Here is a 23,233-nt window from a genome sequence, read left to right on the forward strand (position 1 = left end):
TGAATGCACCAAAAAAGGCGAGCCATCAACGGCTTGCCTTTTTTGGTATATTATGAAGAGAGTTCGCCAGCGCGCAAGCGACCGGTTTTCTCATACACTTCTTTCAGAATACGTGCAGGCTGAGTACGGACTGCCGGTTTGGCAGATACAACCTCATTAGGGCCTACAACGACAATTTCATCAGCAGTGCCTTTGACAATGGCGCCGTCCTTGATAATAGCACCTTCACCAATAATGGCACGTTCGATATGAACACCTCTACCGATACGGGCATTTGGCATAATAACACTGTCTTTGACCTCAGAACCTTTTCCTACTTCAGCACCGCAGAAGATAACAGAGCGCTCTGCACGACCTTCAATGGTGCATGACTCATGAACCATGGAGGACGCATGCTCAGCACGGGAATGACGAGCTTTGTGAGCACTTAATTTGGTTTTCCAGTCACGAGTGAACATTGGCCAGTGTTCTTTGTGCAGGCTCCAGTTTTCTTCGTTATGCAGCAGATCCATGTGTGCATCCCACAAGCTTTTTACAGTACCAACATCTTTCCAGTAACCATCGAAGTTATACACGTAAAGAGAGTTGTTTTCATTAAGCATCTGAGGGATTACGTCTTTACCAAAGTCGTGACTGGAATTCGGATTAGCTGCATCCAGCAGAAGATGGCGTTTCAGATACTCCCAATTAAACATGTAAATACCCATGGAAGCCAGGTTACTTTTTGGTTCAGCGGGCTTTTCTGCAAATTCGGTCACACGCATATTTTCATCCGCAGCCATAATTCCGAAGCGATGTGCTTCCTCCCAAGGAACTTCCATGACCGAAATGGTCGCAACAGCTTTGTTCGCTTTGTGGGATTCCAGCATGTCACGATAATTCATGTGGTAAATGTGATCTCCCGACAAAATTAGAACATTTTCGGGGTTTTGCTGGTCAATATAGTCGATATTTTTATAAATGGCATCCGCCGTTCCCAAGTATTCGTCATTTCCTGTATGATAAGATGGAAGCAGGGAGATTCCTGCCTCTTCCGAATTCCCATGTCCCCATGGTTCTCCTCCACCAATGTGATCGTGTAAAGATTCAGCTTGGTACTGCGTCAATACTCCAACCGTATCGATTCCTGAGTTTACGCAGTTGCTGAGAGGAAAATCGATAATCCGGTAGTGCCCGCCAAACGGTACAGCGGGTTTAGCAATACTTGAGGTCAATGGGGCTAATCTTTTCCCCTCTCCTCCCGCCAACAGCATAGCGATGCAATCTTTATTAAACATAATCGTTTCCCTCCCAAGATATTTGTCCAGTGTAGTACTTACATAAACGCAAAGTGGAGCTGTTGAAACGATGTATACTGTAAAATTCCTGTAAAATTACAACATTTTTTTAAACACGTCATTTTTCTTTTCAACTTGGCTAGAATGGGGTAATGGTTAACGTTATATCTATTTTCTAGGGGAAGAAGGTGATCTCTTGGCCATTCAACCATTGGCAGATCCGGCCATTTCGCCGGAGGATATCTATTTGTTTCATGAAGGAAACCTTCATCACAGTTATCGAATATTAGGCGCACAGCCTGCGACTCAGGATCATCGTCAGGGGTATCGCTTCACCGTCTGGGCTCCAAATGCCAAGGAAGTAGGGTTGGCTCATGACCACAATGATTGGAAAGGTGAACAGGCACCTTTATATAAGATACCCGATTCTGGATTTTGGACTCGTTTTTTTCCGGAAATCAGTGAAGGAACATTATACAAATTCCGTATTTTAACGGAAGACGGAACAGAACTGCTGAAAGCAGACCCGTATGCATTTCACGCCGAAGTTAGGCCTCGCACTGCTTCCATTACAAGTTCCATCCAGGGTTACAAATGGAACGATGGTGCATGGAGACGGAAACAGAGGGCTGTATATAACAAGCCTTTACATATTTATGAGATGCACATCGGAACATGGAAGCGCAAGGAAGACGGCTCCCTCTACAGTTATAGAGAGATCGCGGATCTGCTCGTTCCTTACTTATTAGAAATGAAATACACTCATGTGGAGATGATGCCGCTCAGTGAACACCCTTATGACCTTTCCTGGGGGTATCAGAGTACGGGTTTCTTCGCACCGACAAGCCGTTTTGGAGGTCCCCAGGACTTAATGTATTTAGTGGATACACTGCATCAGGCTGGAATAGGTGTATTACTTGATTGGGTGCCTGCACACTTTGCCAAAGATGCTCATGGTCTGCGTTTGTTTGATGGCACACCGTTGTTCGAATATGCAGATCCATTGCTGGCTGAGAAACCAGGGTGGGGCACACTAAGTTTTGATTATTCGAAACCGGAAGTTCGTTCATTCCTTATCTCCAATGCTCTGTACTGGATGGAAATGTATCATTTTGATGGTCTGCGTGTAGACGCGGTTACCAGCATGTTAAGGCTTGACTTTGAAAAGCATTCTGGCCAATTTCGTCCCAATGCAGACGGGGGGGTGGAAAATAAAGAAGCTGTTGCCTTCTTGCAGCAACTCAATGAAACGATTTTCAAGTATTATCCTTATGCGCTGATGATGGCTGAAGAGTCCAGTGCATGGCCGATGGTCACGTCTCCTGTGGACGTAGGCGGACTGGGATTCAATTATAAATGGAACATGGGTTGGATGAACGATACGCTGGATTATATGAAAACTGATTTCCACGATCGTCCATCGAAGCATCATTTGCTGACATTTCCTGTGGTTTACTCCTTCTCTGAAAATTATGTGCTGCCTCTTTCGCATGACGAAGTTGTACACGGCAAAAAGTCCTTGCTGGACAAGATGCCAGGATCGTACGAACAAAAGTTTGATGGCATGCGAGCTTTCTTGGGTTACTTCATGACTTTCCCAGGCAAGAAGCTGCTCTTTATGGGCGGAGAATTTGGCCAGTTTATTGAATGGAAAGATGAGGATGAACTGGATTGGTTCTTGCTGGATTATGACAGTCACCGCAAACTCCACAAGTTTGAACGTGACCTGTCTGAGCTGTACCTGAGCGAAAAAGCGTTGTGGGAGCTTGATCATTCCCTGGACGGATATGAATGGATCACTCCGGATGACCATGGCCAAAGTGTCATTTCATATGTACGCAAAGGAAAAAAACCTGCGGATACACTCCTTGTGCTTGTTAACTTCCAGCCGGTCAAGCGGGAGCGTTACCGGATTGGTGTCATGCGTCCCGGTATGTATGCCGAAGTTCTGAACAGTGATCATCCCGATTACGGGGGATCAGGTATATTGAATGATATGCAGATAGCTACCGAAAAGATTCCTTTTCATGGCCATCCCCACAGTCTGGAGATTGTTTTGCCTCCGCTAAGCGTGGTTATTCTAAAAAAGAATACACGGCGGAAAACGGATGAGACAGCAAATGAAGTCGCTTCTGTCAGACCAAAAGTACTCAAAAATACAAATAAGACCACTGCCAAATCAAAAAGGGGGAAAAAGGCGTGAAACTTTTATTCGCTGCTGCTGAAGGCCATCCATTTATCAAAACAGGTGGACTCGCTGACGTTATTGGAGCTTTGCCTCAAGCCTTGAAAAAGGCTGGGGCAGATGTTCGTGTCATTTTACCCAAATATAAAGGGATCCCTGACGAATATAAGGAGGCCATGAAGCCGGTTATCGTGACTGATGTTCCACTGGGCTGGCGCAGACAATACTGCGGCATTGAAATGCTCGTCCATGACGGAATCCCGATTTATTTTGTCGATAACGAATATTATTTTGGCCGTGACGGTGTCTACGGGTATATGGATGATGGGGAGAGATTTGCTTTCTTCAATCGCGCGGTACTCGAGGTATTGCCGCTGCTGGACTTCAAGCCGGATGTGCTTCATAGTCATGACTGGCATACGGGAATGATTCCGCTGCTGCTGCAGGCGCATTACGCACATGAGCCATTCTATAGTGAGATACGTACCGTATTCACCATACATAATCTGTTGTATCAAGGTGTATTCCCACATTCGTTATTCAGCGATCTGCTTGAACTGGACGACCGATATTTCACCATGGATGGCGCAGAATATTATGGTAATGTCAATTTTCTAAAATCAGGTATTGTCTATTCAGACCATGTAACAACAGTAAGCCCCACCTACGCACAGGAAGTGAAAACTTCCTATTACGGCTATGGCCTGGACGGTTTGCTTAGCTCGCTTGGCGAAGGATTTACCGGAATTGTGAATGGTATTGATACCAAGAGTTACAACCCGGCGACTGACAACAAAATCCCGGTTAAGTACAGAACAAGCCTATCTAAGAAAACGGAGAACAAGATTGAGCTGCAGAAGGAGCTTGGACTGCCTGTCCGTCCGGACGCACCATTGATGGTAATGGTTACCCGTCTTGTTGACTCTAAAGGACTTGATCTCGTTTGTCGCATATTGGATGAACTGTTGTACTACGACGATATCCAGTTTGCCGTATTGGGAACAGGGGATCCTGCCTATGAGCATTGGTTCAGGGAGGCGTCCTATCGTTACCCACTGAAAATGTCAGCCCAAATCAAGTTCAACGATGGATTATCCCGTCGTTTTTATGCAGGAAGTGATATATTTCTCATGCCTTCCAAGTTTGAACCGTGCGGCATAAGTCAGCTGTTAGCACTCCGGTATGGCAGTGTGCCGCTTGTCCGTGAAACGGGTGGTCTTAACGATACCGTGCAGGCATACAATGAGTTCAGCGGTGAAGGGAACGGCTTCTCGTTTACCAGCTTTAACGCACATGACATGATGAATACGATCCGCCGTGCCGAGAAGTTGTATCGCGAGCCTGACCACTGGAAGAAGATTGTGAAAAATGGCATGAACGGGGATTACAGCTGGGATGTTTCGGCTGACGAATACATGGACATTTATCGCAGCATTACGGTTGAGAATACAAAATAATGATTAAACCACGGAGCCGCAGTATATCGTACTGTGGCTTTTTTTGGAGAATAAATCAGGAGCCATGTTGGAATGCCCTGTAGAGGTCGAATGAAGTGAATGAGGTTGAAAAATGGATGAAAGAGAGTTGGTAAAATGGCCAATCATATTAATTTCACCTCCACTTATAATCCGAATCTGGAGGCATGGGGTGGGAATGAAACATTTGATCCTCTCAAGATGAATGCAATGTTAAGTCAGATTTTGGGAAATATTGCAGCGGTTGAATCTTCTATACCTGGAAATATCATTGACGTTAAAAACTTCGCTCCGGGTGATGGAACTGACCAATCCGCACAGATCAAAGCTTTTTTTGACTCAGCGCAAGAAGGTGATATTTTATTATTCACGCCGGGACACTACAAAGTCATAAAATCGGGATGGTTTTATACGTTTAATGGAAAAGCGGTAACCATCAGAGCTCACCCGGGAGCCATATTGGAAGTTTCGGATCAGGGTTTACGCTTCGAGAACAGCAACCACATTGAAGTAAGTGGTCTAACGTTAAGGCGTACAACTCAGGCTGGATGGGCCAAAGGAAGAACAGGCATTTACGTAGAGAATTCCAGCAACGTCATATTGCAAAATAATGATATTAGCAAATTTACGGACGGCATTGGCGTAAATGGTTCAACCAGTCAGGAGAATCCTTCAAGAAATATTATCATTAGAAACAATAAGCTTCACCACTTGGGTGAAGAGCCCATTGCAGTTAGGACCAATCTGGCCTTTGTCATCATTAGCCAAAATGACTGCTACCGATACTTGGGTGATGGGATCCTCATTAAAGCAACATGGAATGTATTCGTAACGACAAACTATCTTCATACTCCCGTACTGTCAACCGATGCAGACTATACTACGTTTACAGCAGGCCAGCAAGGGCCGAATGTGCCCAAAGTAGGTGGAGGCATTACATGTAACAATGAAGGTGGCGAGACAGGGGCCCGGAGCCTGCATATCCATGATAACAGTGTAATCGGAACAGCTTTTGGCGTAGGGCTTATCGGGTTTACAGGCGCATTCGTCACTTCAAACTTCTTCCGTAATATTCGAAACAGTTCTGTAGTTTCTGTCTCCTTTCTCCCTTCCCAATTCAACCCAAATGATGTGAGCAACCATATTTTTGTGATTCAGGGCAATTATATTGATACCATTTTGAAGTCGAGTCCTACAGCAGCCATTGAGGCAAGAACCAATAACGGGATTGAAGTCATGGATATTGGCGTCATCTCCGATAATATCGTGATTCCTAATGGCAATCATTGGGGGATCATTGCAGACGGAAACATCATTATCAAAGGCAATTATATTGCCAAAGCAGGCATAGCAATGGACTTAAGTAATGGGGTAGTCGCCACCAGCAATATCATTCAGCCTGGTTTTGTCACGACCAATCCTGACCGGATGGTCAGCATTAATGATCATGTGACATTCACAAGCAATTCAATTTCGGGTAAAGGCACATCACTGAAAATTCGTGGATCAAACAGCGTTATAACGGGCAATCGCATGAGCTATGATGGGAATTGGTGGGCAGTCCATTTTGATAATGCCAATCGGGTTGTGGAAAATAACATTATCAAAGATAATGTGTTGCTGGTATCGTCTAGTGCCACTGGTCGATATTTATACGGGTCCAGCGCTTTTTCGAATGGAAAAAACGTTGTGATTGATGTAGTTAAGGACAACAATGGTTCTGTCTATCAACTGGTGAACGACCTTGTACTGACGGGACCTAATTCCACCCGCTGGAGAGTTACTGTCGATGCCAATGGGAATATTAAGGGGACCAAGGTTTAGCATTTATCATAAAAAAACCTCCTAAACACCAGATCGAAGAAAGGGTGCATGGATCTGATGAATTAGGAGATTCCTTTATGAAGGATCCAGTTGTCTGTATAGAATTCGATAACCGTAAGGATCGAGCTTAATGTTCATGATGCCATCTGTGGGAATAACGGGATCTTCGGTTAGAGCATCTCTCCAGTCCCTGGTCTCCATAGGGTGAGAGAGGGTGCGTGCATCTGGGGTATTATTCATCCAGACGGTAAAGTGAAGCTGGTCATCCATTCGCTCGTATACGATACAGGGATCGTTGTGATCCGCTTTCAGGAAGCGGAAGCGGCCTTTGCGAAGTGCCTCATTGCTTTTGCGCAGATCAATCATCAGCCGGTAGAAGTCATAGAGTTCCCGATCTTGCTTGGCAGGGTCCCATTCCATACATTTGCGGCAATCGGGATCTCCTTCACCGCTGATGCCCACTTCATCTCCGTAGAAGATACACGGCGTACCGATGTAGGTAAACAGGAATACAACGGACAGTTTTAATCGGCGTTTGTCCTCACCGCATCGGGAGAGCAGACGAGGCGTATCATGACTGCATAACATATTGAAGATCACTTCGTTGGTTTGCTGGGGATACCGCATTATGAGGGACCCCATCTCATTTGCAAAGTTGTAGCCATCCATGGAACCGCAGAAAAACTCCAGGACTTTATCGGCAAAAGGGTAGTTCATAACGGAATCGAACTGGTCACCCATCAGCCATGTCAGGGAATCACTCCAAACCTCGCCCACTATATAGGCTTCCGGGTTCGCCGTTTTAACTACTTTGCGGAAATCTCGCCAGAAGTGGTTATCCACTTCGTTCGCTACATCCAATCTCCAACCGTCGAGCTTGATCTCCTTAATCCAGTATTCGGCGACATCCAGCAGATACGCTTTCACTTCCGGATTGGCCGTGTTAAATTTAGGCATATTTCCATAAAAACCGAAGGTATCATAGGTGGGTATGCCATTCTTAATACCGACAGGAAATTCATTAATATGGAACCAGTCTACATACTTTGATTGTTTTCCATTTTTCAGCACATCCTGAAAAGGCGGGAAATCTTCACTGCAATGATTAAAAACGGCGTCAAGCATGACGCGGATACCACGCAGGTGGCATTCCTCTGTGACTTTTTTGAGCAGATCATTATCTCCAAAATGCGGATCTACTTTTTTATAATCAATGGTGTCATATTTATGGTAAGAGTTGGCTTGAAAGAGGGGGGTAAAATATATAGCATTTACGCCAAGTTTGGTTAGATCATCCAGATGATCGAGGACGCCTTGCAGGTCACCGCCAAAGTAGTTATCCAGCTCCGGCGTACCTCCCCAGGCGTGAGTTCCTTCGGGATTGAGGTCTGGATTGCCATTGGCGAACCGTTCGGTCATGATCTGGTAAAACACAGCTTCTTTGGCCCATTCTGGAACCTTAAACACATCAATTTCATGAATGTACGAAAATTCGTAATATCCTCCAGTAGGGTAAGGGGGATCACGGTGAATCCCATTGTCGGCCAGAAATACATTTTCATGACCCGCCGTGACTCGAAAAATATAGGTAAGTCGTTTGAATTTGGGTTTAACCGCAGCCTCCCAGTAGTCGAACATCCGATCCGAAGCGGCTTTTTCCAGTTGAATTTCCCTGTAGGTTCCGTCCCAATCATATTTATCACCGGTCAGTGCAGTCACATAGTCTACATCATCTCGCTTCGTACGTACACGCAGATGAATCGTAGACGTGTTGTAGGCGTAAGCCCACTTGTCACGGGGAACGTGATACATCGCTTCGAGCAGCATGACAGCACCTCCTGTTTCAAGATGAGTATAGCATTACATAACCAAGCTAGACAGCAAATGAACCAAGAAAGGTTTACATAATTAGTAAAATTTTCATTGTTTTCATCATTTTCATTTCACAAGCATCTCCAGGATAGGCTTGAATATACGTATGCGAAATAAAGAAAAGAGGTGTTTTCTGCAGACCTGGTGATATCCATCCAATCTGTAGAGAACACCTCATTGGTTGTCTCTGTAAACTTATAACTTATATTATCGTAGGGCCTGTTCGAACTCTGTTCGAATCGTTTGCAGCAGCTCAGGCTTCGTTAGCACATCATAAGCTGTTGTGGCAAGTGCTTTTGCACCCAAGATCATGCCATCCAGTGCCCGTTCCTGTAATGCCAGATCGCGGAATTCGATGGAGTGCAGGGTATGAACCTCATCAACGACCCGAATGTAAGGATGAATTGCAGGACAGCGTAAGGATACGTTACCGATATCCATGGAGCCATGATCATCTCCGCTAACGATCTCGTCTTGTGGAATACCAAGTTCCATGAGGTTTTCACTGAACGCTGCAGATAAAGATTCATTGGTTACCATCTCGTCATATGACGTTTCATAATTCGAAGTCACAAGACGACAGCCTGTTTGGAGCGCAGAACCTTCGGCAATTTGTATAACACGCTGTGTTAGTATGTTAAGCTCTTTTCTGGTTGCGGCGCGTACGTAAAATTGGGCAGAAGCGTAGTCGGGAATGATGTTAGCAGCATGACCACCGTTATTAATAACACCATGGATCCGGACAGTACTTTTCACCTGCTGGCGAAATGCATTTATACCATTAAAGGTTTGAATGACGGCATCGAGAGCATTGATCCCTTCATGCGGACTGGCCGCGGCGTGAGAGGATTTGCCGTGGAATTCGAATTGCACGGCATCAATGGCCAGAGAGCTGCCCGATTTCTCATAAGCATAGTAAGGATGGGCCATCAGTGCGACATCACAATCATCAAACAGACCTGCTTCAGCCATTGGAACTTTGGCGCCACGAGTTTCCTCCGCAGGTGTGCCGAAGACTTTTAAAGTTCCTCCAACTTCATCCAGAATGGACTTTAGACCGACCGCAGCACCCAGGCTCATCATACAGATCAGATGATGGCCGCAAGCGTGACCAATCTCGGGAAGTGCATCGTATTCGCATAACAGCGCTATGGTTGGTCCTTTTTTGGCAGCAGCGTAGGTGCCGATAAAAGCCGTACCCAGTCCAAGTACGGGAGCTTCTACTTCAAAACCGTGAAATACCAGTTCTTCCTTTAAGCGGGCAGAAGCGAGGTATTCCTCGTTCCCGAGTTCGGGATTGGCACCAATGTATGATGAAATCTCCTTAAAACGGGAAGCATATTGATCAATAACCGACAAAATTTGTGATTTGGTATGTGTCATCGTGAACTCCTTCGTGCAAAATGAAAATAATTTAGTCATTATATCACGTTTGCTTGGTTTTTTCAGAAACAAGTCAGGATTTGTAAGTTGAAAACTCATTGCATAATCATGCATTGTACTTTATAATGACTCAGGCATCAACATGAGGAAGCACATAATGTATGTAAGGGGAGAACAGGGTTGAAATTGATTAGTCGTTACACCATAATGCTGTTGACCTTTGTCGTTTTATTGACGGCTGCCGTTCCTTCGGCGCTGGCAAGTGGAACTACGGGCACTTCAGACAGTAAAAAATTGGTTCTCGGCACGAGTGCCGATTTTGCACCATATGAATTCCATAAAGTCATCGATGGCAAGGATGAGATTGTCGGATTTGATATTGCCATTGCCAAAGAGATTGCTGCCGATTTGGGCGTAGAACTTGTGATTGAAGATATGGGTTTCGACGGCCTCCTGCCTGCATTGCAGAGTGGACGCGTGGATATCGTTATTTCAGGCATGACACCGACAGAGGACCGCAAGAAAAGTATCGACTTCTCGAATACTTACTATAAATCGAAACAAGTCATCATGGTTCGCAATGAGGATAAAGACAAATACCCAACCATGGCTGAACTGGAAAATGAAAAGATCGGAGCACAAAAAGGTTCGATTCAGGAAACAATCGGACAAAAGATTCCTGGAGCCAAGCTGACGTCTCTTGATAAAATCTCGGACATTGTGCTTCAACTGCAAACGAAACGGATCAACGCTGCAATCGTTGAAGATACCGTTGCCGCAGGATACCTGGATGATATGATCGGACTTGCTCCTGCTGTTCCGGACGAAGAGCAGGTAGCAGCAGCGATCGGTATTCGCAAAGGCAATACGGAATTGCTGAATGCCGTTAATGGTACGCTTGAACGGTTGAAGAGCGAAAATAAAATTGATCAGATGGTAACGGAAGCCAGTCAATTAATGGCAGACCGTGAGGTCAAATCACCGAATATTTTTGAAGTATTCTGGCAATACAAAAGCTTCTATGCTACGGGGGTTGGTTATACCCTCTTATTGTCCGCACTTGGCGTAATCTTCGGGGTCATTATCGGTTTGATCATTTGCATGTTCCGGATGCATGATATGGCCGTTTTACGTTGGATTGGTACGGCATATGTTGAAGTGATTCGCGGAACGCCGATGCTGGTTCAACTGATGATTATCTATTATGGCCTTTCCCTGACCTTCGGTATTAATTTCTCGGCTCTTCAAGCCGGTATTATCACACTCTCCATCAACAGTGGTGCTTACCTTGCAGAGATCTTCCGTGCAGGGATTCAAGGAGTTGACCGCGGTCAATTGGAAGCAGCCCGTTCGCTTGGGATGGGTAGAGCTGCGGCCATGAGATTTATTATTTTGCCACAGGCTTTCAAAGCTGTACTGCCTGCCATCGGTAATGAATTTGTAACCATTATCAAGGAATCGTCCATTATCTCGGTTATTGGTATGGTTGATATCATGTATCAGGCAAGTGTAGTCAAAAACATTACGTACCAAGGAATGAATCCGTTCCTTATTGCAGCAGCCATATACTTTGTATTGACATTTATTTTGTCCAAGCTGCTGGGTCGACTGGAAAGGAAGTTGAGTGCAAGTGATAGACGTTAGACAATTACACAAATCCTACGACAAAAACGAAGTACTTAAAGGCATAGATGTCACGATTGGCAAGGGCGAGGTCGTTGTCGTGATTGGTCCTTCAGGATCAGGCAAAAGTACCTTCCTTCGCTGTCTTAACCTGTTGGAGCAGCCTACTTCAGGTGAGATTAATTTCGAAGGCGTATCGATCACGGATCCCAAACACAACATTAATGCAACGCGGGAGAAAATGGGGATGGTGTTCCAGCACTTTAATCTGTTTCCGCATAAAACCGTCGAGCAAAACATTACCATTGCCCCGATCAAAGTCAAAAAGCAGACTGCACAGGAAGCCAAGCAGATCGCCGCAGACTTGCTCAAAACCGTCGGGTTATTAGATAAAAAAGATGCTTATCCGAGTCAGCTGTCGGGTGGACAGAAGCAGCGGATTGCCATTGCCAGAGCGCTTGCGATGCAGCCGCATGTGATGCTGTTTGACGAGCCGACGTCTGCACTCGACCCTGAAATGGTTGGTGAAGTACTCGACGTAATGAAACGCCTGGCTGAAGGCGGCATGACTATGGTTATTGTTACCCACGAGATGGGCTTCGCCCGTGAAGTTGGTGATCGCATCATCTTTATGGATGGCGGTGTAATTGTGGAAGAGGGGACCCCAGATGAAGTATTTGGTCAACCTAAGCATCCACGTACGCGTGACTTCCTCGGTAAAGTCTTGTCATAGTCTTTGAGCACGTTCCAGTCAGTGAACCGGATTCAAATAGAAGAACAAAGAACGAAATCAAACAACCTTGCTGACGTCACGTTAGCAGGGTTGTTTTTTGTGCATGGATAAGTATCCAGTGCCGTAAAAGTAACGTTTCTGTCATCATTTCAGAGCCGCTTGATCGCTCTTTAATAAGAAAAATCCTTATTTCTAAGCAGCATAATGTGTTGTTTAAGACAGTTGGTAACATTTACTACGGACCCTGGTTACAAAATTGTGATATATTGTTCCTGCCGAAACTTCCTGAGGAGGAAGTGTGGAGGATGTAATGATGCAGACCGTGGAGGGGAAGATTGAAACGCACGCTGCTTGGGGTGAATTAGGGGTACATAACGCAAGACGAATGTAACAGAGACCTATAGGGTGGTTTCCTCCATCCGAATCCGACAACTAACTTCGCAGGCACAATGAGGGAGGAAGACCATGATTAAGAAGAGAACTATAGCCAAAACAGCAGCAGCCCTGCTGACAGCAGCAATGCTCATTCAGGCCGTTCCAGCTCACGCTGATTCTGTTCACGTGGCCAAAGAGGGGGATACCTTCTATACCTTATCGAAAAAATATGGAGTTGGACTGAACACACTGGTCAAAGCAAACAGTGATATTTCACCTTACAACATTTATGGTGGTTTGAAAATTACGATTCCTGGAAAAGCAAACACGGCCTCAGCTGTTCCAGCAGCGAAGAGCTCTACGGGGGCAAAGACGATTACGACAGCTAGCCTTGATGTGAATGCTGACGATAAAGTCGTTCAAGCCTGGGGCAAAACGTTTGACTACAGTAAGTCCATTGATGTGAAAGCAACAGCGTACTCTGCAGCCGCTTCCGAAAATGGTGGATGGGGTCCCGTTGATTACTTCGGTAATGCACTTGAGCTCGGCACGATTGCTGTAGACCCTAGTGTGATCCCACTGGGTACGAAGGTTCTTGTTACAGGCCATTCCCATCCGGGACTGCCTAAGCAGGCATTTGTGGCGACTGCCCGGGATATCGGTGGAGCGATCAAAGGGAAACGAATTGATATTTTCATTCCTGGGAGCCAGAAGTCTGTGAGTACATTCGGTTTTCAGGATGTTGAACTTTATATCTTGAAATAAGTATCAGCGCCAACAAAAGGGTGCCTTTACGACACGATTAACGTGAAATAAGGGTACCCTTTTTCTTTATTAAAACGCGCAAGATTGGTAGTTCCATAACTTGTGTGTTTCGTCTCTACTAAGCCGTGTATTATTTGCTTTTTGGCAATTGCAGCATTTCGTCCAAAGTCACCAGATTGAAGCCCCTGCATCGCAGTTCATCTATAATCTCCGGAAGTGCTCCAATGGTACCGGACAGATTGGAGCCCACGCCTCCGCCCGCATGTTGAAGAATGATGGAGCCTGGCTTGACTGCAGATAAAACATTCTGCTTCACTTGCTCTTTACTGAGGCCTTTCCAATCCAGCGAATCCACATTCCAGTTGACGATGCTGTATTGCTGTCTTGCGGCCCATTGCAGCTGTTTCTCATTAATGTCCCCGTATGGAGGACGAATCATTTTTGGTGTATACCCGGTCAGTTTACGAATAATGTCACCGGTATGTAGAATTTGTTTGCGAAAAGCATTCAAAGACAGCTTACTGAATTCAGGGTGGTTGTAACTGTGGTTCCCAACAATGTGACCTTCCCTAACGATCCGTCTGACGAGGTCGGGATGTTTCTCTGCGCGATTGCCAACAATAAAAAAGGTCGCTTTTACATTATATTTCTTTAAAATATCCAATACCTGCGGAGTGAAGCGCGGATCAGGTACATCATCAAAAGTCAGTGCTACCTGTCTCGTCGAAGGTCCGTTGGTCTTGAACGTATCGGCATATTTCTGCCTTAGCTGACCCAGTGTCAGCTGTTCATCCTCAGATAGATCCGGCTTTGCAGCAGGCATGCTCTCTGGAACGGGTTTTGCCAGCAGTTGTCCAGGTGAATAGCTTCCACTTATCAATATAAGGATCAGCATGGAGAATGCGATGAGGCGAATACGCATGATATAGCCTCCTTTGTCAAATTGCGTTCTCTTTGGTATGCCCGCGGTGATGGTCCATTATGCATAAATGTGAGAAGTTTCATTGTCCAATTCAGTCGATAAGCTCATAATTCCACCATTACATATACACACAAAGGATGGGTGGATTAGGATGAGTACATATGATTTGAAATCGGTTCGTTTGCAGGTCATTCAAGCTGGAGAGGATAAGATATTTTTGGTCACGGGTGGGAAAGCTCATATAGGGGCTGTGGCGACGTTTTATCCGGAAAGAGAACGCGTGGTGGGAACGGCAGTCCATATTCCGGGGCATAAGGAACAGGAATTATGCGAGCGCCTTGCACGTAAGGCTGCAAATTCTCTAAAGGTGACCGTAACCGTTATTATGGGCATTCACTTTGACTCCATTACGCGCATGCAGATCGATGAGATCGTACAGACGGCGGAGAAGCTGCTGGACGACCATTTAACCCTGGCGAATGATATAAAATAGTAGATTTTGGGTGACCCGGAATCGTGTTTTATGATTTTTTTTGGTAAAATTGAAACGGGATGAAGGTTACCACGTATGTATGATTATATACAAGGATGTAATATCGACTAGGAGGAATACCATAATGTCCATTTTCAAACGTTTGCGTGATTTAACGATGTCTAACATTAATGCCATTATTGACAAGGCAGAAGATCCAATCAAAATGACGGATCAATATATCCGTGATATGCAGGAAGATCTGGAAGATGCCGAGAAGGCTGTTGCTCAACAAATCGCGATTGAGAAAAAATTCAAGCAGCTGTTCGAGGAACAGGAAGCATTGGTGAAGAAACGTGAGGAGCAAGCTCATACCGCAGCACGTGCACAGAACATGGATCTGGCGCGCCGGGCTCTGGAAGAGAAAAAAGCTGCCGAAGTAAAAATGGCAGAATACAAAACAAGCTATGATCAGAACAAGGCTTCGGCAGACAATCTGCGCGGCAAGCTGGATGAAATGCGCAAGCAATTGACACAAATGAAAAACAAGCGTGAAACCCTGGTGGCACGTTACAATGCAGCAAAAGCACAAACCGAAATCAACAAAGCGCTGAACGGATTCAGTTCCGACACAGCTAGTGCTGGCATGAAACGCATGGAAGAGAAAATGATGCAAATGGAAGCACAGGCTGAAGCGAGCAACGAAATGTCTTCCAAAGGAAAATCACTGGATGAAGAGTTCGAGAAACTCGGCAAGGATCAGGCCGTTGAGGATGAACTGGCGGCACTCATGAAGCAGTACGAAAATAAGAACTAAATCTTGCATCTTAAGCAGGGTTCCTAGCGGAGGAGAGACAGCGTTTCTCCTTCGCTTTTAAATGCGGTTCATGTTGATAAGTGGGGGCTGTGTAAATGGATTTGAACATTTTGGCGATGCTGGTCTGGACATTATCTGGTTCGGTTTTGCTTTTTGTTTTGATGTATGTGGATTCATTGTTTACGAAGTATAAGGATTTTGCGGAAGTTAAGGCAGGGAACATGGCGGTTACGACACGGATGGTCATGAAGCTGTTTGCTCAAGGGTATGTGCTTGCCACTTCGATTTCGACAGCGGGTCATCTGGGTGAAGCGTTGCTTGTATCGGTTGTTTCATTTGTCATCCTGCTTATTCTGGAGAGCGTTGTGCACTTTATGATTCGCACGTGGGCCAATCTTGATTTGGACACAGGAATTCAGCAAGGGAAGACAGGATATGGCTTGTTCTCCGGTGCCTTACACATCGTGGGCGCATTAATTATTGCAGCTTGTTTATAAGATAACGAACGGGAGTAATGGGTATGAGTGTATGGAAACGGATTAAAGGAATACTAGCCAAACCCGAACCACCACGAGCAGAGAAAACCATGCTGGACCTTGAGCCTGGAGATATCTGTGAGGTCTCGCTCGTTACGTATGAAGTTGTGGGGCGGGTGCAGCATCGTGCCCGAAAAGCGGTGGTACTAACACTGCAGGACGGTACAACGTTTAGACATCTGCATGTAGAAGAAAGAGAATTGACACGTTATTCCCTCTATACGCCAATTGATGGGCGTCTTGACGCTCCAGACGAAGTACCAACCTTACTTGATCTGGACGGACGCGCGTATCATCTGGAGGAAGAATATGGAGGAATGGTTACCACTGCCGGCAGGACACCTTATGGTCAGGCTGGAGAGCAATTGGTTTGGCAGTACCAGTCTGATGATAACATGCTTCTGCGTGTGGAATGGCAAGACAGAAGATTTACTCTGTATGAAGGTGAGTCCATTCTTCCTGCGGATATCAAAGTGATTCGTTCGAGCTAGGAGAGGTTCCAATGAAAAAGCGCATGGCACTTGGATTAAAATTAATGCTGGTCCTCAGCCTTGTCATGTCCCTGTTGTCCGCGTGCGGGATGCCTTCCGTTCAGGACACTTATCCGCTTGAGTCTGTAAGTGGCAGTGGCAATACGACATCCTATGTGTATCGGGCTGCCGACCGTTCTGTTCCGGAAGTCGCTCAGGAGTTATCCGAACAGCGCAAACCTGATCAGATCTCAGCGGAAAATGAAGAGCGGATGTTCCTGGTGTATCAGGACCAGTATTATCATTTGCAGCAGGACCCGAACAAGAAGGAAGATACCTTAATTGAGGTGGATTCCAAGGAATACGTACGCCAGAACTATGATTCTTCCTTTTTACAGGGGTATTTGACCGCAACGCTCATTGGTAATTTGTTTGATTCCTTTGGCGGTAGCGGATACGGAAAGTACAGAGGGTACACCGATCGTGATACGTACAAACCGAATCAAGGTACTTATCGTGCACCAACAAGCAATGACAAAAAGGCCGCTCCGCCCATCACGGTTGATCGAAAAGGATCCATTACCCGGCGGGGAGGAGACACCGATACTAGTGTAGGCTCAGGCGGAGGATTGTTTAGCCGCAAAAAAGAACCGAGCACCGGCACCGTCGAACGTAACAAGAGCGGTGGATTGTTCAATTCACCAAAGAGCTCTTATAAGAAGCCCAAAACAAGGGTAGGCGGCGGGCGAATTATGAGGCGAAGGTAAAGATGAGATTTACCAGCCTGAAGAGTTTATAGAGAACAGCCACAAGGTAAGGCAGAATGAACCCTGCCATGCGAAAGCTCACTTTGTGGCTGTTCTTTTTGTTTTATATTAGGAAGTATAGATTTCATTAAGATCTGCGAACATGATTGGATTTACGTGTCCGGGGAATGGTGGAAGGTGGCTGTTTGCGAATCCAGCGAACAAAAGGGGCCATTCGTTCATTCTCTCGCAGTGCCTGAAGTTCTGTTAATTGGAGACGGATGATATCCTGGTTGGTAAACAGCGAATGGATTTGTTTATGACACGGGACACATAAATCAGCAGTGGGCATGAAAGTACCGCCCATTTCCTTGGGCGTGAGATGATGAACTGTTGTTTCCACAGGCTCTCTACCGCATAATTCGCATCGGTTGCTCATTTCTGCTCCTCCGTTCTTACCCCTATTATGGGCATAAGCTCACAGTTTCATGTTACCCGCGAGGCGAGTACTTGTCACACCCCTGCTTTCACGCTACACTTTCTTAAACAAGTTCTGTCCCAAGGAGGTCCGTTCCATTTTGAAAATCAATACACATTCAGATGATATGACAAGTCCCAAATTTAACCGTACAGCCGTGCAGGTCGAAGCTGCTCAGGCCAGAATATCACCTCATGTTACTACAGCTTCAGTCGAAAAAGTAACCTTGGAATCTGCTCATGGACGAACGCTGGCAGAAACGATCCATGCTCCGCATCCATACCCTTTCTTCAGAAGGTCAGGTATGGATGGTTATGCAATTGTCAGCAGTGATACAACCCTTGCGTCCAGCGATCAACAGATCTGGCTGCGAGTCATCGATGAAATTCCATGTGGATATACATCGGATTTACCCATTACTCCAGGTACCGCTGCGCGGATCATGACAGGTGCACAAGTGCCTGAAGGGGCGGATGCCGTTGTTATGCTGGAGATGACCGAAAGCAGGGAACAGAATGGAGAACAATGGATTGCATTGAAGCGCCATATCCAGCCCAATGCCAATATAACGCCAATTGGACTGGAAGTTCAGGACGGTCAACTGCTGCTTGAAGCCGGAACGATCATCCAGGCAGGAGAACAATCCGTATTGGCTACTTTTGGTGTGGCCGATGTACCGGTGTTTAGACGTCCGAAAGTCGCCATTTTTGCAACGGGAACGGAATTGCTTGAGGTGGATGAGCCTTTGCAGCCGGGACGCATTCGTAACAGCAATAGTCATATGCTCCGATCCTTGGTCGTGGAGGCAGGTGGAGAACCTGTGATGTATGGATCCATAGCCGATGATGTGGATACGGCTCGTGCTAAACTGGCAGAAGCAGTTGAGCATAACGATATCGTTGTGACCACAGGGGGCGTATCGGTTGGCGATTATGACATTATGGGTGATCTGGTACGGGAAGGCAGCATGGAGATGCTGTTTAATAAAGTGACGATGCGACCAGGAAGTGTTACGACAGCAGCGGTTGTTAGTGGCAAGTTACTATTTGCTCTATCCGGTAACCCCGGAGCTTGTTTTGTAGGATTTGGTCTTTTCGTACGGCCTACCATTCGCATGATGCAAAACGATGCCCGGCCTTATTTGGAAGAGTGGACAGCGACCTTGGATCAAGAATATACAAAAGTGAACAATTTTACGCGATTTGTACGGGGGCGCACAGAGATTCGTGATGGTAGGGTATATGCGAAGCCTGCTGCGTCACGAGTGGATGAATCCAGCGTCATGATTACGATCAAGGACAGTGATTGCCTGATCATCATCCCGCCTGACAAGAAAGGGATTGCTGCAGGAGAACAGGTGCGCATTCTCAAGCTGCCAAGTGGACAGGTGAGGTAGGGCTCATGGCCAATAAGAGGACATTTCCACACATTGTGCAGATCGTGGGATACAAAAATACGGGAAAAAGCACCTTAACTGCCGAACTCACGAGCTATCTTTCTTCGAAAGGGTTACGGGTTGCTGTCATAAAGCATGATGGACACGATCATTTCCAGATGGATCATGAAGGAACAGACTCATATCGTTTCAATCAGGCGGGAGCCTCCGCAGTGATTGTAATGTCAGAGAAGCGAACGGCAATCATCGAGCAGCAGCCAACCAGTCTGGAGACGATGCTGACTCGTCTATCGGATTACGACTGGATTCTGATTGAGGGATACAAAGCGGCACCTTACCCCAAACTAGTGATGATTCGTGAAGAACAGCATGTGGCTATGCTTCAGAAGCTAAAGGGAGTGTTGGCAGTCGTTTCCTGGTTCCCGAAAGAATCTATGCATTCAGCATGCAGTGAACCTGATCCGCCCAGCGATGTGGTTTGGCACTCCGTGCAGGAGCCAGAACTTATTGCTCAATGGTTGCTGGAACATGTGAATAAAGAGTAGTCATGAATGGGGAAGAATTTGGTATGATCGAAAGAGTAATGCAGTTTCATTTCAGCAAACTCTACCGTATTTGATATCATAGAAATAATTAAAAAGCGTAAAAACAGCGGATATTCTTACTGGTTATCAGTAAAAAGTATCCGCTGTTTGATTGGTATGGGTGTTTTCTATGACCCCGTACCTTCCGAACGACGCTCAATGGCTTCAGACATCGTTTTGTCAGTAAGATGTGCATAGATTTCGGTCGTTTCTGTTGAAGCATGCCCAAGCTGTTCCTTTGTTTTATAGATGTCGTTTTGCAGGTAATAGTCTGTTGCAAAGGAATGTCGCAGTTTATGCACGGTCAGATACGGTTTGCCAAAACATTTGGCATATTTCATAATCATGGCCTGAATCGCACGTTTGGTCATTCGACTGCCTTCAGACTCACCGTTACGAAGCGCAATGAATAATCCTTTTTCCCGTTTGGGTGTGCGATACCTTGTTTGCCGGAGCTGCATGTAGTTGGCTAGTTCATCCTTGGCCTGCTCCCTGAAATAAACGGGGGTTTTGAACGTTTCATCGTTGTTACCTTTGCGGTAAACATATAACAGTTTGTTATTCAAATCCAGATCATCGACATTCAGGTTAACCACTTCGGATACTCGTAGTCCGGAATTCAGAATAAGACTGGCGATGCATGCATCCCGTTCTTTGTTGAGTTCATGGGAGTATAGAGCTTGTTTGTTTTTTTGCATGTCGACTCCATATCCTTCGAGGATATATCCGATAAACTCAAGCAGCTCCTCATCCTCTAATAGTTTCCCTTTGAGCTTCGCCGCGGTGTCCTTTGGCTTGTGTGTGCGTTTGATCTCAATCTTGGCCATAATATTTCGTTTCAGCAGCGGATAGAAATCTTCGTCTTCGGCAATTTGGCTCAAATAATGAAAGAGGGAGCGCAGAGAGGACAGTTTGCGGGATACAGTAATTCTCGAATTGGCTCCTTCGCGTTTAGTAGCGAGGAACAATCGGAACGAGGTTACCGAATCCATCCGTAACACTTCAAGTTCAGTTAACGTCACTTCCCGGTTAGATTCTGCCTGGGATAATCCTTCAGCACGCAGCCAGCTGAAAAAAGTATCATAGTCCCTTAAGTACTCCAGCAGGGTAGAGGGTGATAAATCGGGCAGCTTATAATCAATGAATTGCTGAACGAACCAAGGCATGGAAGGCAGTTTGTCATCCAGCTTGCGTCGATCAATCTCTTTTTGCACATTGGTCAAGTTCGGCACCTCCTGGTTAATTCTTCTTCGAATCGTCTATGTCCTAGTGTACCATAATTTGCTTGGTCACAGCCTGATCACGGAATAGTGCAAAGGAGGGCTGTATTCTTGCCCTTCGCCTTACAAACCTTTAAAGTAACTAGTATAAGTTAAGCAGAGGAGCTGAACCGGATGAATATGCAAATCGAGCTGGTTCCCCGGGAACGGAGTCAGGTAATTCGGCATTTAATGCAGTTTTATCTATATGATTTTACAAAATATCTGAATATCGATGTGGACAGCAATGGCATTTTTCCGGAGTATCCCGGTTTGGAAGCATTTTGGGAGGAGGAAGACCGTAAATTTGCTTTTCTCATCACGTGTGATGGGGCCCCGGCCGGTTTTGCACTGGTGGAGCGCTTCGAGCCTGGCAGCAAGGATAACGATTATTATTTGACCGAGTTCTTTGTCATGCAAAAATATCGGCGGAGCGGAATAGGGACTCAAGCGGCACACGAGCTGTTCCATCGTTTTCCGGGAAGATGGAAAGTAACACAGGTGCGCAACAATGTGATCGCTCAGGCGTTTTGGAGAAAAGTGATCGGAGCCTACACAGGAGGAAGATTTCGTGAGAAATTTCATCCGGAACTCGGTAACCCGAGTCAGTTTTTTGTAACGTGACCGTAGGTGATGAGCTAATCGACTGTCATTTATACATATTGGATTGAATAAGGAGCGTGTGACACGATCGAATCCTCTATGACTTTTGGAAGGGCAGACGGCACTCTTCATATACGGATTTTAAATGTTGGAGAAATAGATCTAAAGTGGGTGCGATGTTCGTCTAACGGGTAATAACCCATAGAGTTGTCATTCTTTCATAAGTTGTACCTATATTAACGAAGCTCGGAGGAATCAATCATGGAACTGCGCGAATATGGAAACACAGGCATGAAAGTAAGCACGCTCGGATTTGGCGGATCCGAAATCGGAAGCAACGTATCCAAACAAGACGTGGAAACACTTTTGAATACCGCTTTGGATGCCGGATTGAATGTCATTGATACCGCCGAATGTTATGGGAACAGTGAGGAATTGATTGGGGATGTACTTTCGCATCGGCGTGATGACTATTATCTGTTTACCAAATGTGGACATGCTGCCGGGGTAGATGGACCTGATTGGGATCCCAAGGTGCTGGAGCAAACGATCAACCGCAGTCTGAGAAGACTCCAAACGGAGTATGTGGATGTCATTCATTTGCATAGCTGCTCTGAAGAGGTTCTCCGGCAAGGGGCAGTAATTGAAGTGCTGCAGCGAGCCAAGGAAGCCGGAAAGACCAGGTTTATCGGTTATAGCGGGGACACAACGGACGCGCTCTATGCCATTGGCACCGGGGTGTTCGACAGTTTGGAAACTTCGCTAAACATTGCAGACCAGGAAGCCATTGATTTGACATTGCCTGAGGCGAGAAAAAGAAACATGGGTGTCATCGCCAAACGACCGATTGCCAATGCAGCATGGATGTTTGACACACTCTCCGAAGATGCTTATCCATTCGTATATTGGAGACGGTTGCAGGAGCTGGGCTACGGTTTTCTGACAGGTAATGATGTGCAAAGTGCGGTCGAAACGGCCCTTCGTTTCACGTTAAGTACAGAGGGAGTCGATACGGCTATTGTTGGAACAACGAAGCCGAACCGTTGGCAGCAAAATGCTGATCTGGTCGCAAAAGGGGCTCTTCCGCAGGAACTGTACGATGAAATCAGGACAAGATGGAAGGAAGTTGCCGGAGCGGATTGGACCGGACGTACGTAATGGAAGAATGGAGCGAACGGTTCGACAGAGAACCGTCAATTTTTGGAAAGCCGCCCTCGGGCGGCTTTTTTAGTGGAATCCAAGATTCCAAGCATCCAAGCTAAAGGAGACATGCAAAAACAATAGAAGAAGAATTTATAAAAAACTTAAAATCATAATATTTCAACATATGAAAAATTCACAATAATAAACACTCTTTGTGTATCCGCACGAGATATAGATACAGTGTAAGCCTATAACGAGGAAAAGGGTGAGGATTTAAGCCTAAACGTAAAAAGTC

Annotated in this window: 21 protein-coding genes and 1 riboswitch; of the genes, 15 read left to right on the forward strand and 6 right to left on the reverse strand. The window is 45.8% G+C overall.

Going from position 1 to position 23,233, the window contains the following annotated elements; translation table 11 throughout:
• Positions 1-50 precede the first annotated feature (50 nt).
• Entirely contained in the window at positions 51-1,277 is a 1,227-nt protein-coding gene (locus CHI14_RS00670; RefSeq protein ID WP_095286491.1) for a glucose-1-phosphate adenylyltransferase, read from the reverse strand.
• A gap of 196 nt (positions 1,278-1,473) precedes the next feature.
• On the opposite strand from CHI14_RS00670, the gene glgB reads away from it, so the two are divergent.
• The 3 genes from glgB (at position 1,474) to CHI14_RS00685 (ending at position 6,761) form a co-directional block, all read left to right on the forward strand.
• Positions 1,474-3,480: a 1,4-alpha-glucan branching protein GlgB gene (gene glgB / locus CHI14_RS00675; RefSeq protein WP_095286492.1), complete on the forward strand. Its 2,007-nt coding sequence runs from the start codon at positions 1,474-1,476 to the stop codon at positions 3,478-3,480.
• A complete protein-coding gene (gene glgA / locus CHI14_RS00680) occupies positions 3,477-4,919 on the forward strand; it encodes a glycogen synthase GlgA (protein WP_095286493.1) in 1,443 nt (480 codons plus the stop codon). Before glgB ends, glgA begins: the two co-directional genes overlap by 4 nt.
• A 135-nt stretch (positions 4,920-5,054) precedes the next feature.
• Complete coding sequence (locus CHI14_RS00685) at positions 5,055-6,761, forward strand: right-handed parallel beta-helix repeat-containing protein (protein WP_095286494.1); 1,707 nt, start codon at positions 5,055-5,057, stop codon at positions 6,759-6,761.
• A 75-nt stretch (positions 6,762-6,836) separates the two neighbouring features.
• Here CHI14_RS00685 and CHI14_RS00690 read toward each other — a convergent pair whose 3' ends face one another.
• Both CHI14_RS00690 and CHI14_RS00695 read right to left on the reverse strand, forming a co-directional pair.
• Complete coding sequence (locus CHI14_RS00690; protein ID WP_095286495.1) at positions 6,837-8,588, reverse strand: alpha-glycosidase; 1,752 nt, start codon at positions 8,586-8,588, stop codon at positions 6,837-6,839.
• Between the two features lie 252 nt (positions 8,589-8,840).
• Complete coding sequence (locus tag CHI14_RS00695; RefSeq protein ID WP_095286496.1) at positions 8,841-10,016, reverse strand: M20 family metallopeptidase; 1,176 nt, start codon at positions 10,014-10,016, stop codon at positions 8,841-8,843.
• 207 nt (positions 10,017-10,223) lie between these two features.
• Between CHI14_RS00695 and CHI14_RS00700 the strand changes: the two genes are divergently transcribed.
• The 3 genes from CHI14_RS00700 (at position 10,224) to CHI14_RS00710 (ending at position 13,512) form a co-directional block, all read left to right on the forward strand.
• On the forward strand, positions 10,224-11,660 hold the full coding sequence (locus CHI14_RS00700; RefSeq protein ID WP_481856377.1) for an ABC transporter substrate-binding protein/permease: 1,437 nt from the start codon (positions 10,224-10,226) through the stop codon (positions 11,658-11,660).
• Positions 11,647-12,372 (forward strand): amino acid ABC transporter ATP-binding protein, encoded by a 726-nt coding sequence (locus tag CHI14_RS00705; RefSeq protein ID WP_170947970.1) that lies wholly within the window; start codon positions 11,647-11,649, stop codon positions 12,370-12,372. The genes CHI14_RS00700 and CHI14_RS00705 overlap by 14 nt, the downstream gene beginning before the upstream one ends.
• 263 nt (positions 12,373-12,635) lie before the next feature.
• A riboswitch (cyclic di-AMP (ydaO/yuaA leader) is annotated at positions 12,636-12,835 on the forward strand.
• Between the two features lie 2 nt (positions 12,836-12,837).
• A complete protein-coding gene (locus tag CHI14_RS00710; protein ID WP_095286499.1) occupies positions 12,838-13,512 on the forward strand; it encodes a 3D domain-containing protein in 675 nt (224 codons plus the stop codon).
• 130 nt (positions 13,513-13,642) lie between these two features.
• On the opposite strand, the gene CHI14_RS00715 is transcribed toward CHI14_RS00710, so the two are convergent.
• Entirely contained in the window at positions 13,643-14,434 is a 792-nt protein-coding gene (locus tag CHI14_RS00715; protein WP_095286500.1) for a polysaccharide deacetylase family protein, read from the reverse strand.
• 151 nt (positions 14,435-14,585) lie between these two features.
• Here CHI14_RS00715 and lpdD point away from each other — a divergent pair, with 151 nt between their 5' ends.
• The 5 genes from lpdD to CHI14_RS00740 all read left to right on the forward strand — a co-directional run bounded on the left by lpdD (position 14,586) and on the right by CHI14_RS00740 (position 17,496).
• Positions 14,586-14,927, forward strand: coding sequence for a prenylated flavin chaperone LpdD (gene lpdD / locus CHI14_RS00720; protein WP_095286501.1), 342 nt, complete (start codon positions 14,586-14,588; stop codon positions 14,925-14,927).
• A 124-nt stretch (positions 14,928-15,051) separates the two neighbouring features.
• On the forward strand, positions 15,052-15,723 hold the full coding sequence (locus CHI14_RS00725; protein WP_095286502.1) for a PspA/IM30 family protein: 672 nt from the start codon (positions 15,052-15,054) through the stop codon (positions 15,721-15,723).
• A 95-nt stretch (positions 15,724-15,818) separates the two neighbouring features.
• Positions 15,819-16,220, forward strand: a complete 402-nt coding sequence (locus CHI14_RS00730) for a DUF350 domain-containing protein (protein ID WP_095286503.1) — start codon at positions 15,819-15,821, stop codon at positions 16,218-16,220.
• Between the two features lie 23 nt (positions 16,221-16,243).
• Positions 16,244-16,750, forward strand: coding sequence for a DUF4178 domain-containing protein (locus CHI14_RS00735; RefSeq protein WP_095286504.1), 507 nt, complete (start codon positions 16,244-16,246; stop codon positions 16,748-16,750).
• 11 nt (positions 16,751-16,761) lie between these two features.
• Complete coding sequence (locus CHI14_RS00740) at positions 16,762-17,496, forward strand: DUF4247 domain-containing protein (protein ID WP_095286505.1); 735 nt, start codon at positions 16,762-16,764, stop codon at positions 17,494-17,496.
• 127 nt (positions 17,497-17,623) lie between these two features.
• On the opposite strand, the gene CHI14_RS00745 is transcribed toward CHI14_RS00740, so the two are convergent.
• Positions 17,624-17,914, reverse strand: coding sequence for a restriction endonuclease (locus CHI14_RS00745; protein WP_095286506.1), 291 nt, complete (start codon positions 17,912-17,914; stop codon positions 17,624-17,626).
• Positions 17,915-18,080: 166 nt separating this feature from the next.
• Between CHI14_RS00745 and CHI14_RS00750 the strand changes: the two genes are divergently transcribed.
• Both CHI14_RS00750 and mobB read left to right on the forward strand, forming a co-directional pair.
• A complete protein-coding gene (locus CHI14_RS00750) occupies positions 18,081-19,349 on the forward strand; it encodes a molybdopterin molybdotransferase MoeA (RefSeq protein ID WP_095286673.1) in 1,269 nt (422 codons plus the stop codon).
• A gap of 5 nt (positions 19,350-19,354) precedes the next feature.
• Positions 19,355-19,894: a molybdopterin-guanine dinucleotide biosynthesis protein B gene (gene mobB / locus CHI14_RS00755; RefSeq protein WP_095286507.1), complete on the forward strand. Its 540-nt coding sequence runs from the start codon at positions 19,355-19,357 to the stop codon at positions 19,892-19,894.
• Between the two features lie 167 nt (positions 19,895-20,061).
• Here mobB and xerS read toward each other — a convergent pair whose 3' ends face one another.
• Entirely contained in the window at positions 20,062-21,156 is a 1,095-nt protein-coding gene (xerS, locus tag CHI14_RS00760) for a tyrosine recombinase XerS (RefSeq protein WP_095286508.1), read from the reverse strand.
• Positions 21,157-21,327: 171 nt separating this feature from the next.
• On the opposite strand from xerS, the gene CHI14_RS00765 reads away from it, so the two are divergent.
• Both CHI14_RS00765 and CHI14_RS00770 read left to right on the forward strand, forming a co-directional pair.
• Positions 21,328-21,816 carry a GNAT family N-acetyltransferase gene (locus CHI14_RS00765; protein WP_095286509.1) on the forward strand — a complete coding sequence of 163 codons (489 nt, stop codon included), beginning with the start codon at positions 21,328-21,330 and terminating at the stop codon, positions 21,814-21,816.
• A gap of 240 nt (positions 21,817-22,056) precedes the next feature.
• Positions 22,057-22,953, forward strand: coding sequence for an aldo/keto reductase (locus CHI14_RS00770; RefSeq protein WP_095286510.1), 897 nt, complete (start codon positions 22,057-22,059; stop codon positions 22,951-22,953).
• The last annotated feature ends 280 nt before the right edge of the window (positions 22,954-23,233 follow it).

It is taken from the genome of Paenibacillus sp. 7516 (assembly GCF_002272715.1).
GTDB lineage: Bacteria > Bacillota > Bacilli > Paenibacillales > Paenibacillaceae > Paenibacillus > Paenibacillus illinoisensis_A.

Excerpts from the sequence above, each read along its gene's own strand:
- CHI14_RS00670 (WP_095286491.1), bottom strand. The coding sequence starts at position 1,277 with ATGTTTAATAAAGATTGCATCGCTATGCTGTTGGCGGGAGGAGAGGGG.
- CHI14_RS00685 (WP_095286494.1), top strand. The coding sequence starts at position 5,055 with ATGGCCAATCATATTAATTTCACCTCCACTTATAATCCGAATCTGGAG.
- CHI14_RS00690 (WP_095286495.1), bottom strand. The coding sequence starts at position 8,588 with ATGCTGCTCGAAGCGATGTATCACGTTCCCCGTGACAAGTGGGCTTAC.
- CHI14_RS00695 (WP_095286496.1), bottom strand. The coding sequence starts at position 10,016 with ATGACACATACCAAATCACAAATTTTGTCGGTTATTGATCAATATGCT.
- CHI14_RS00700 (WP_481856377.1), top strand. The coding sequence starts at position 10,224 with ATGCTGTTGACCTTTGTCGTTTTATTGACGGCTGCCGTTCCTTCGGCG.
- CHI14_RS00710 (WP_095286499.1), top strand. The coding sequence starts at position 12,838 with ATGATTAAGAAGAGAACTATAGCCAAAACAGCAGCAGCCCTGCTGACA.
- CHI14_RS00715 (WP_095286500.1), bottom strand. The coding sequence starts at position 14,434 with ATGCGTATTCGCCTCATCGCATTCTCCATGCTGATCCTTATATTGATA.
- lpdD (WP_095286501.1), top strand. The coding sequence starts at position 14,586 with ATGAGTACATATGATTTGAAATCGGTTCGTTTGCAGGTCATTCAAGCT.
- CHI14_RS00725 (WP_095286502.1), top strand. The coding sequence starts at position 15,052 with ATGTCCATTTTCAAACGTTTGCGTGATTTAACGATGTCTAACATTAAT.
- CHI14_RS00730 (WP_095286503.1), top strand. The coding sequence starts at position 15,819 with ATGGATTTGAACATTTTGGCGATGCTGGTCTGGACATTATCTGGTTCG.
- CHI14_RS00735 (WP_095286504.1), top strand. The coding sequence starts at position 16,244 with ATGAGTGTATGGAAACGGATTAAAGGAATACTAGCCAAACCCGAACCA.
- CHI14_RS00740 (WP_095286505.1), top strand. The coding sequence starts at position 16,762 with ATGAAAAAGCGCATGGCACTTGGATTAAAATTAATGCTGGTCCTCAGC.
- CHI14_RS00745 (WP_095286506.1), bottom strand. The coding sequence starts at position 17,914 with ATGAGCAACCGATGCGAATTATGCGGTAGAGAGCCTGTGGAAACAACA.
- CHI14_RS00750 (WP_095286673.1), top strand. The coding sequence starts at position 18,081 with ATGACAAGTCCCAAATTTAACCGTACAGCCGTGCAGGTCGAAGCTGCT.
- mobB (WP_095286507.1), top strand. The coding sequence starts at position 19,355 with ATGGCCAATAAGAGGACATTTCCACACATTGTGCAGATCGTGGGATAC.
- CHI14_RS00765 (WP_095286509.1), top strand. The coding sequence starts at position 21,328 with ATGAATATGCAAATCGAGCTGGTTCCCCGGGAACGGAGTCAGGTAATT.
- CHI14_RS00770 (WP_095286510.1), top strand. The coding sequence starts at position 22,057 with ATGGAACTGCGCGAATATGGAAACACAGGCATGAAAGTAAGCACGCTC.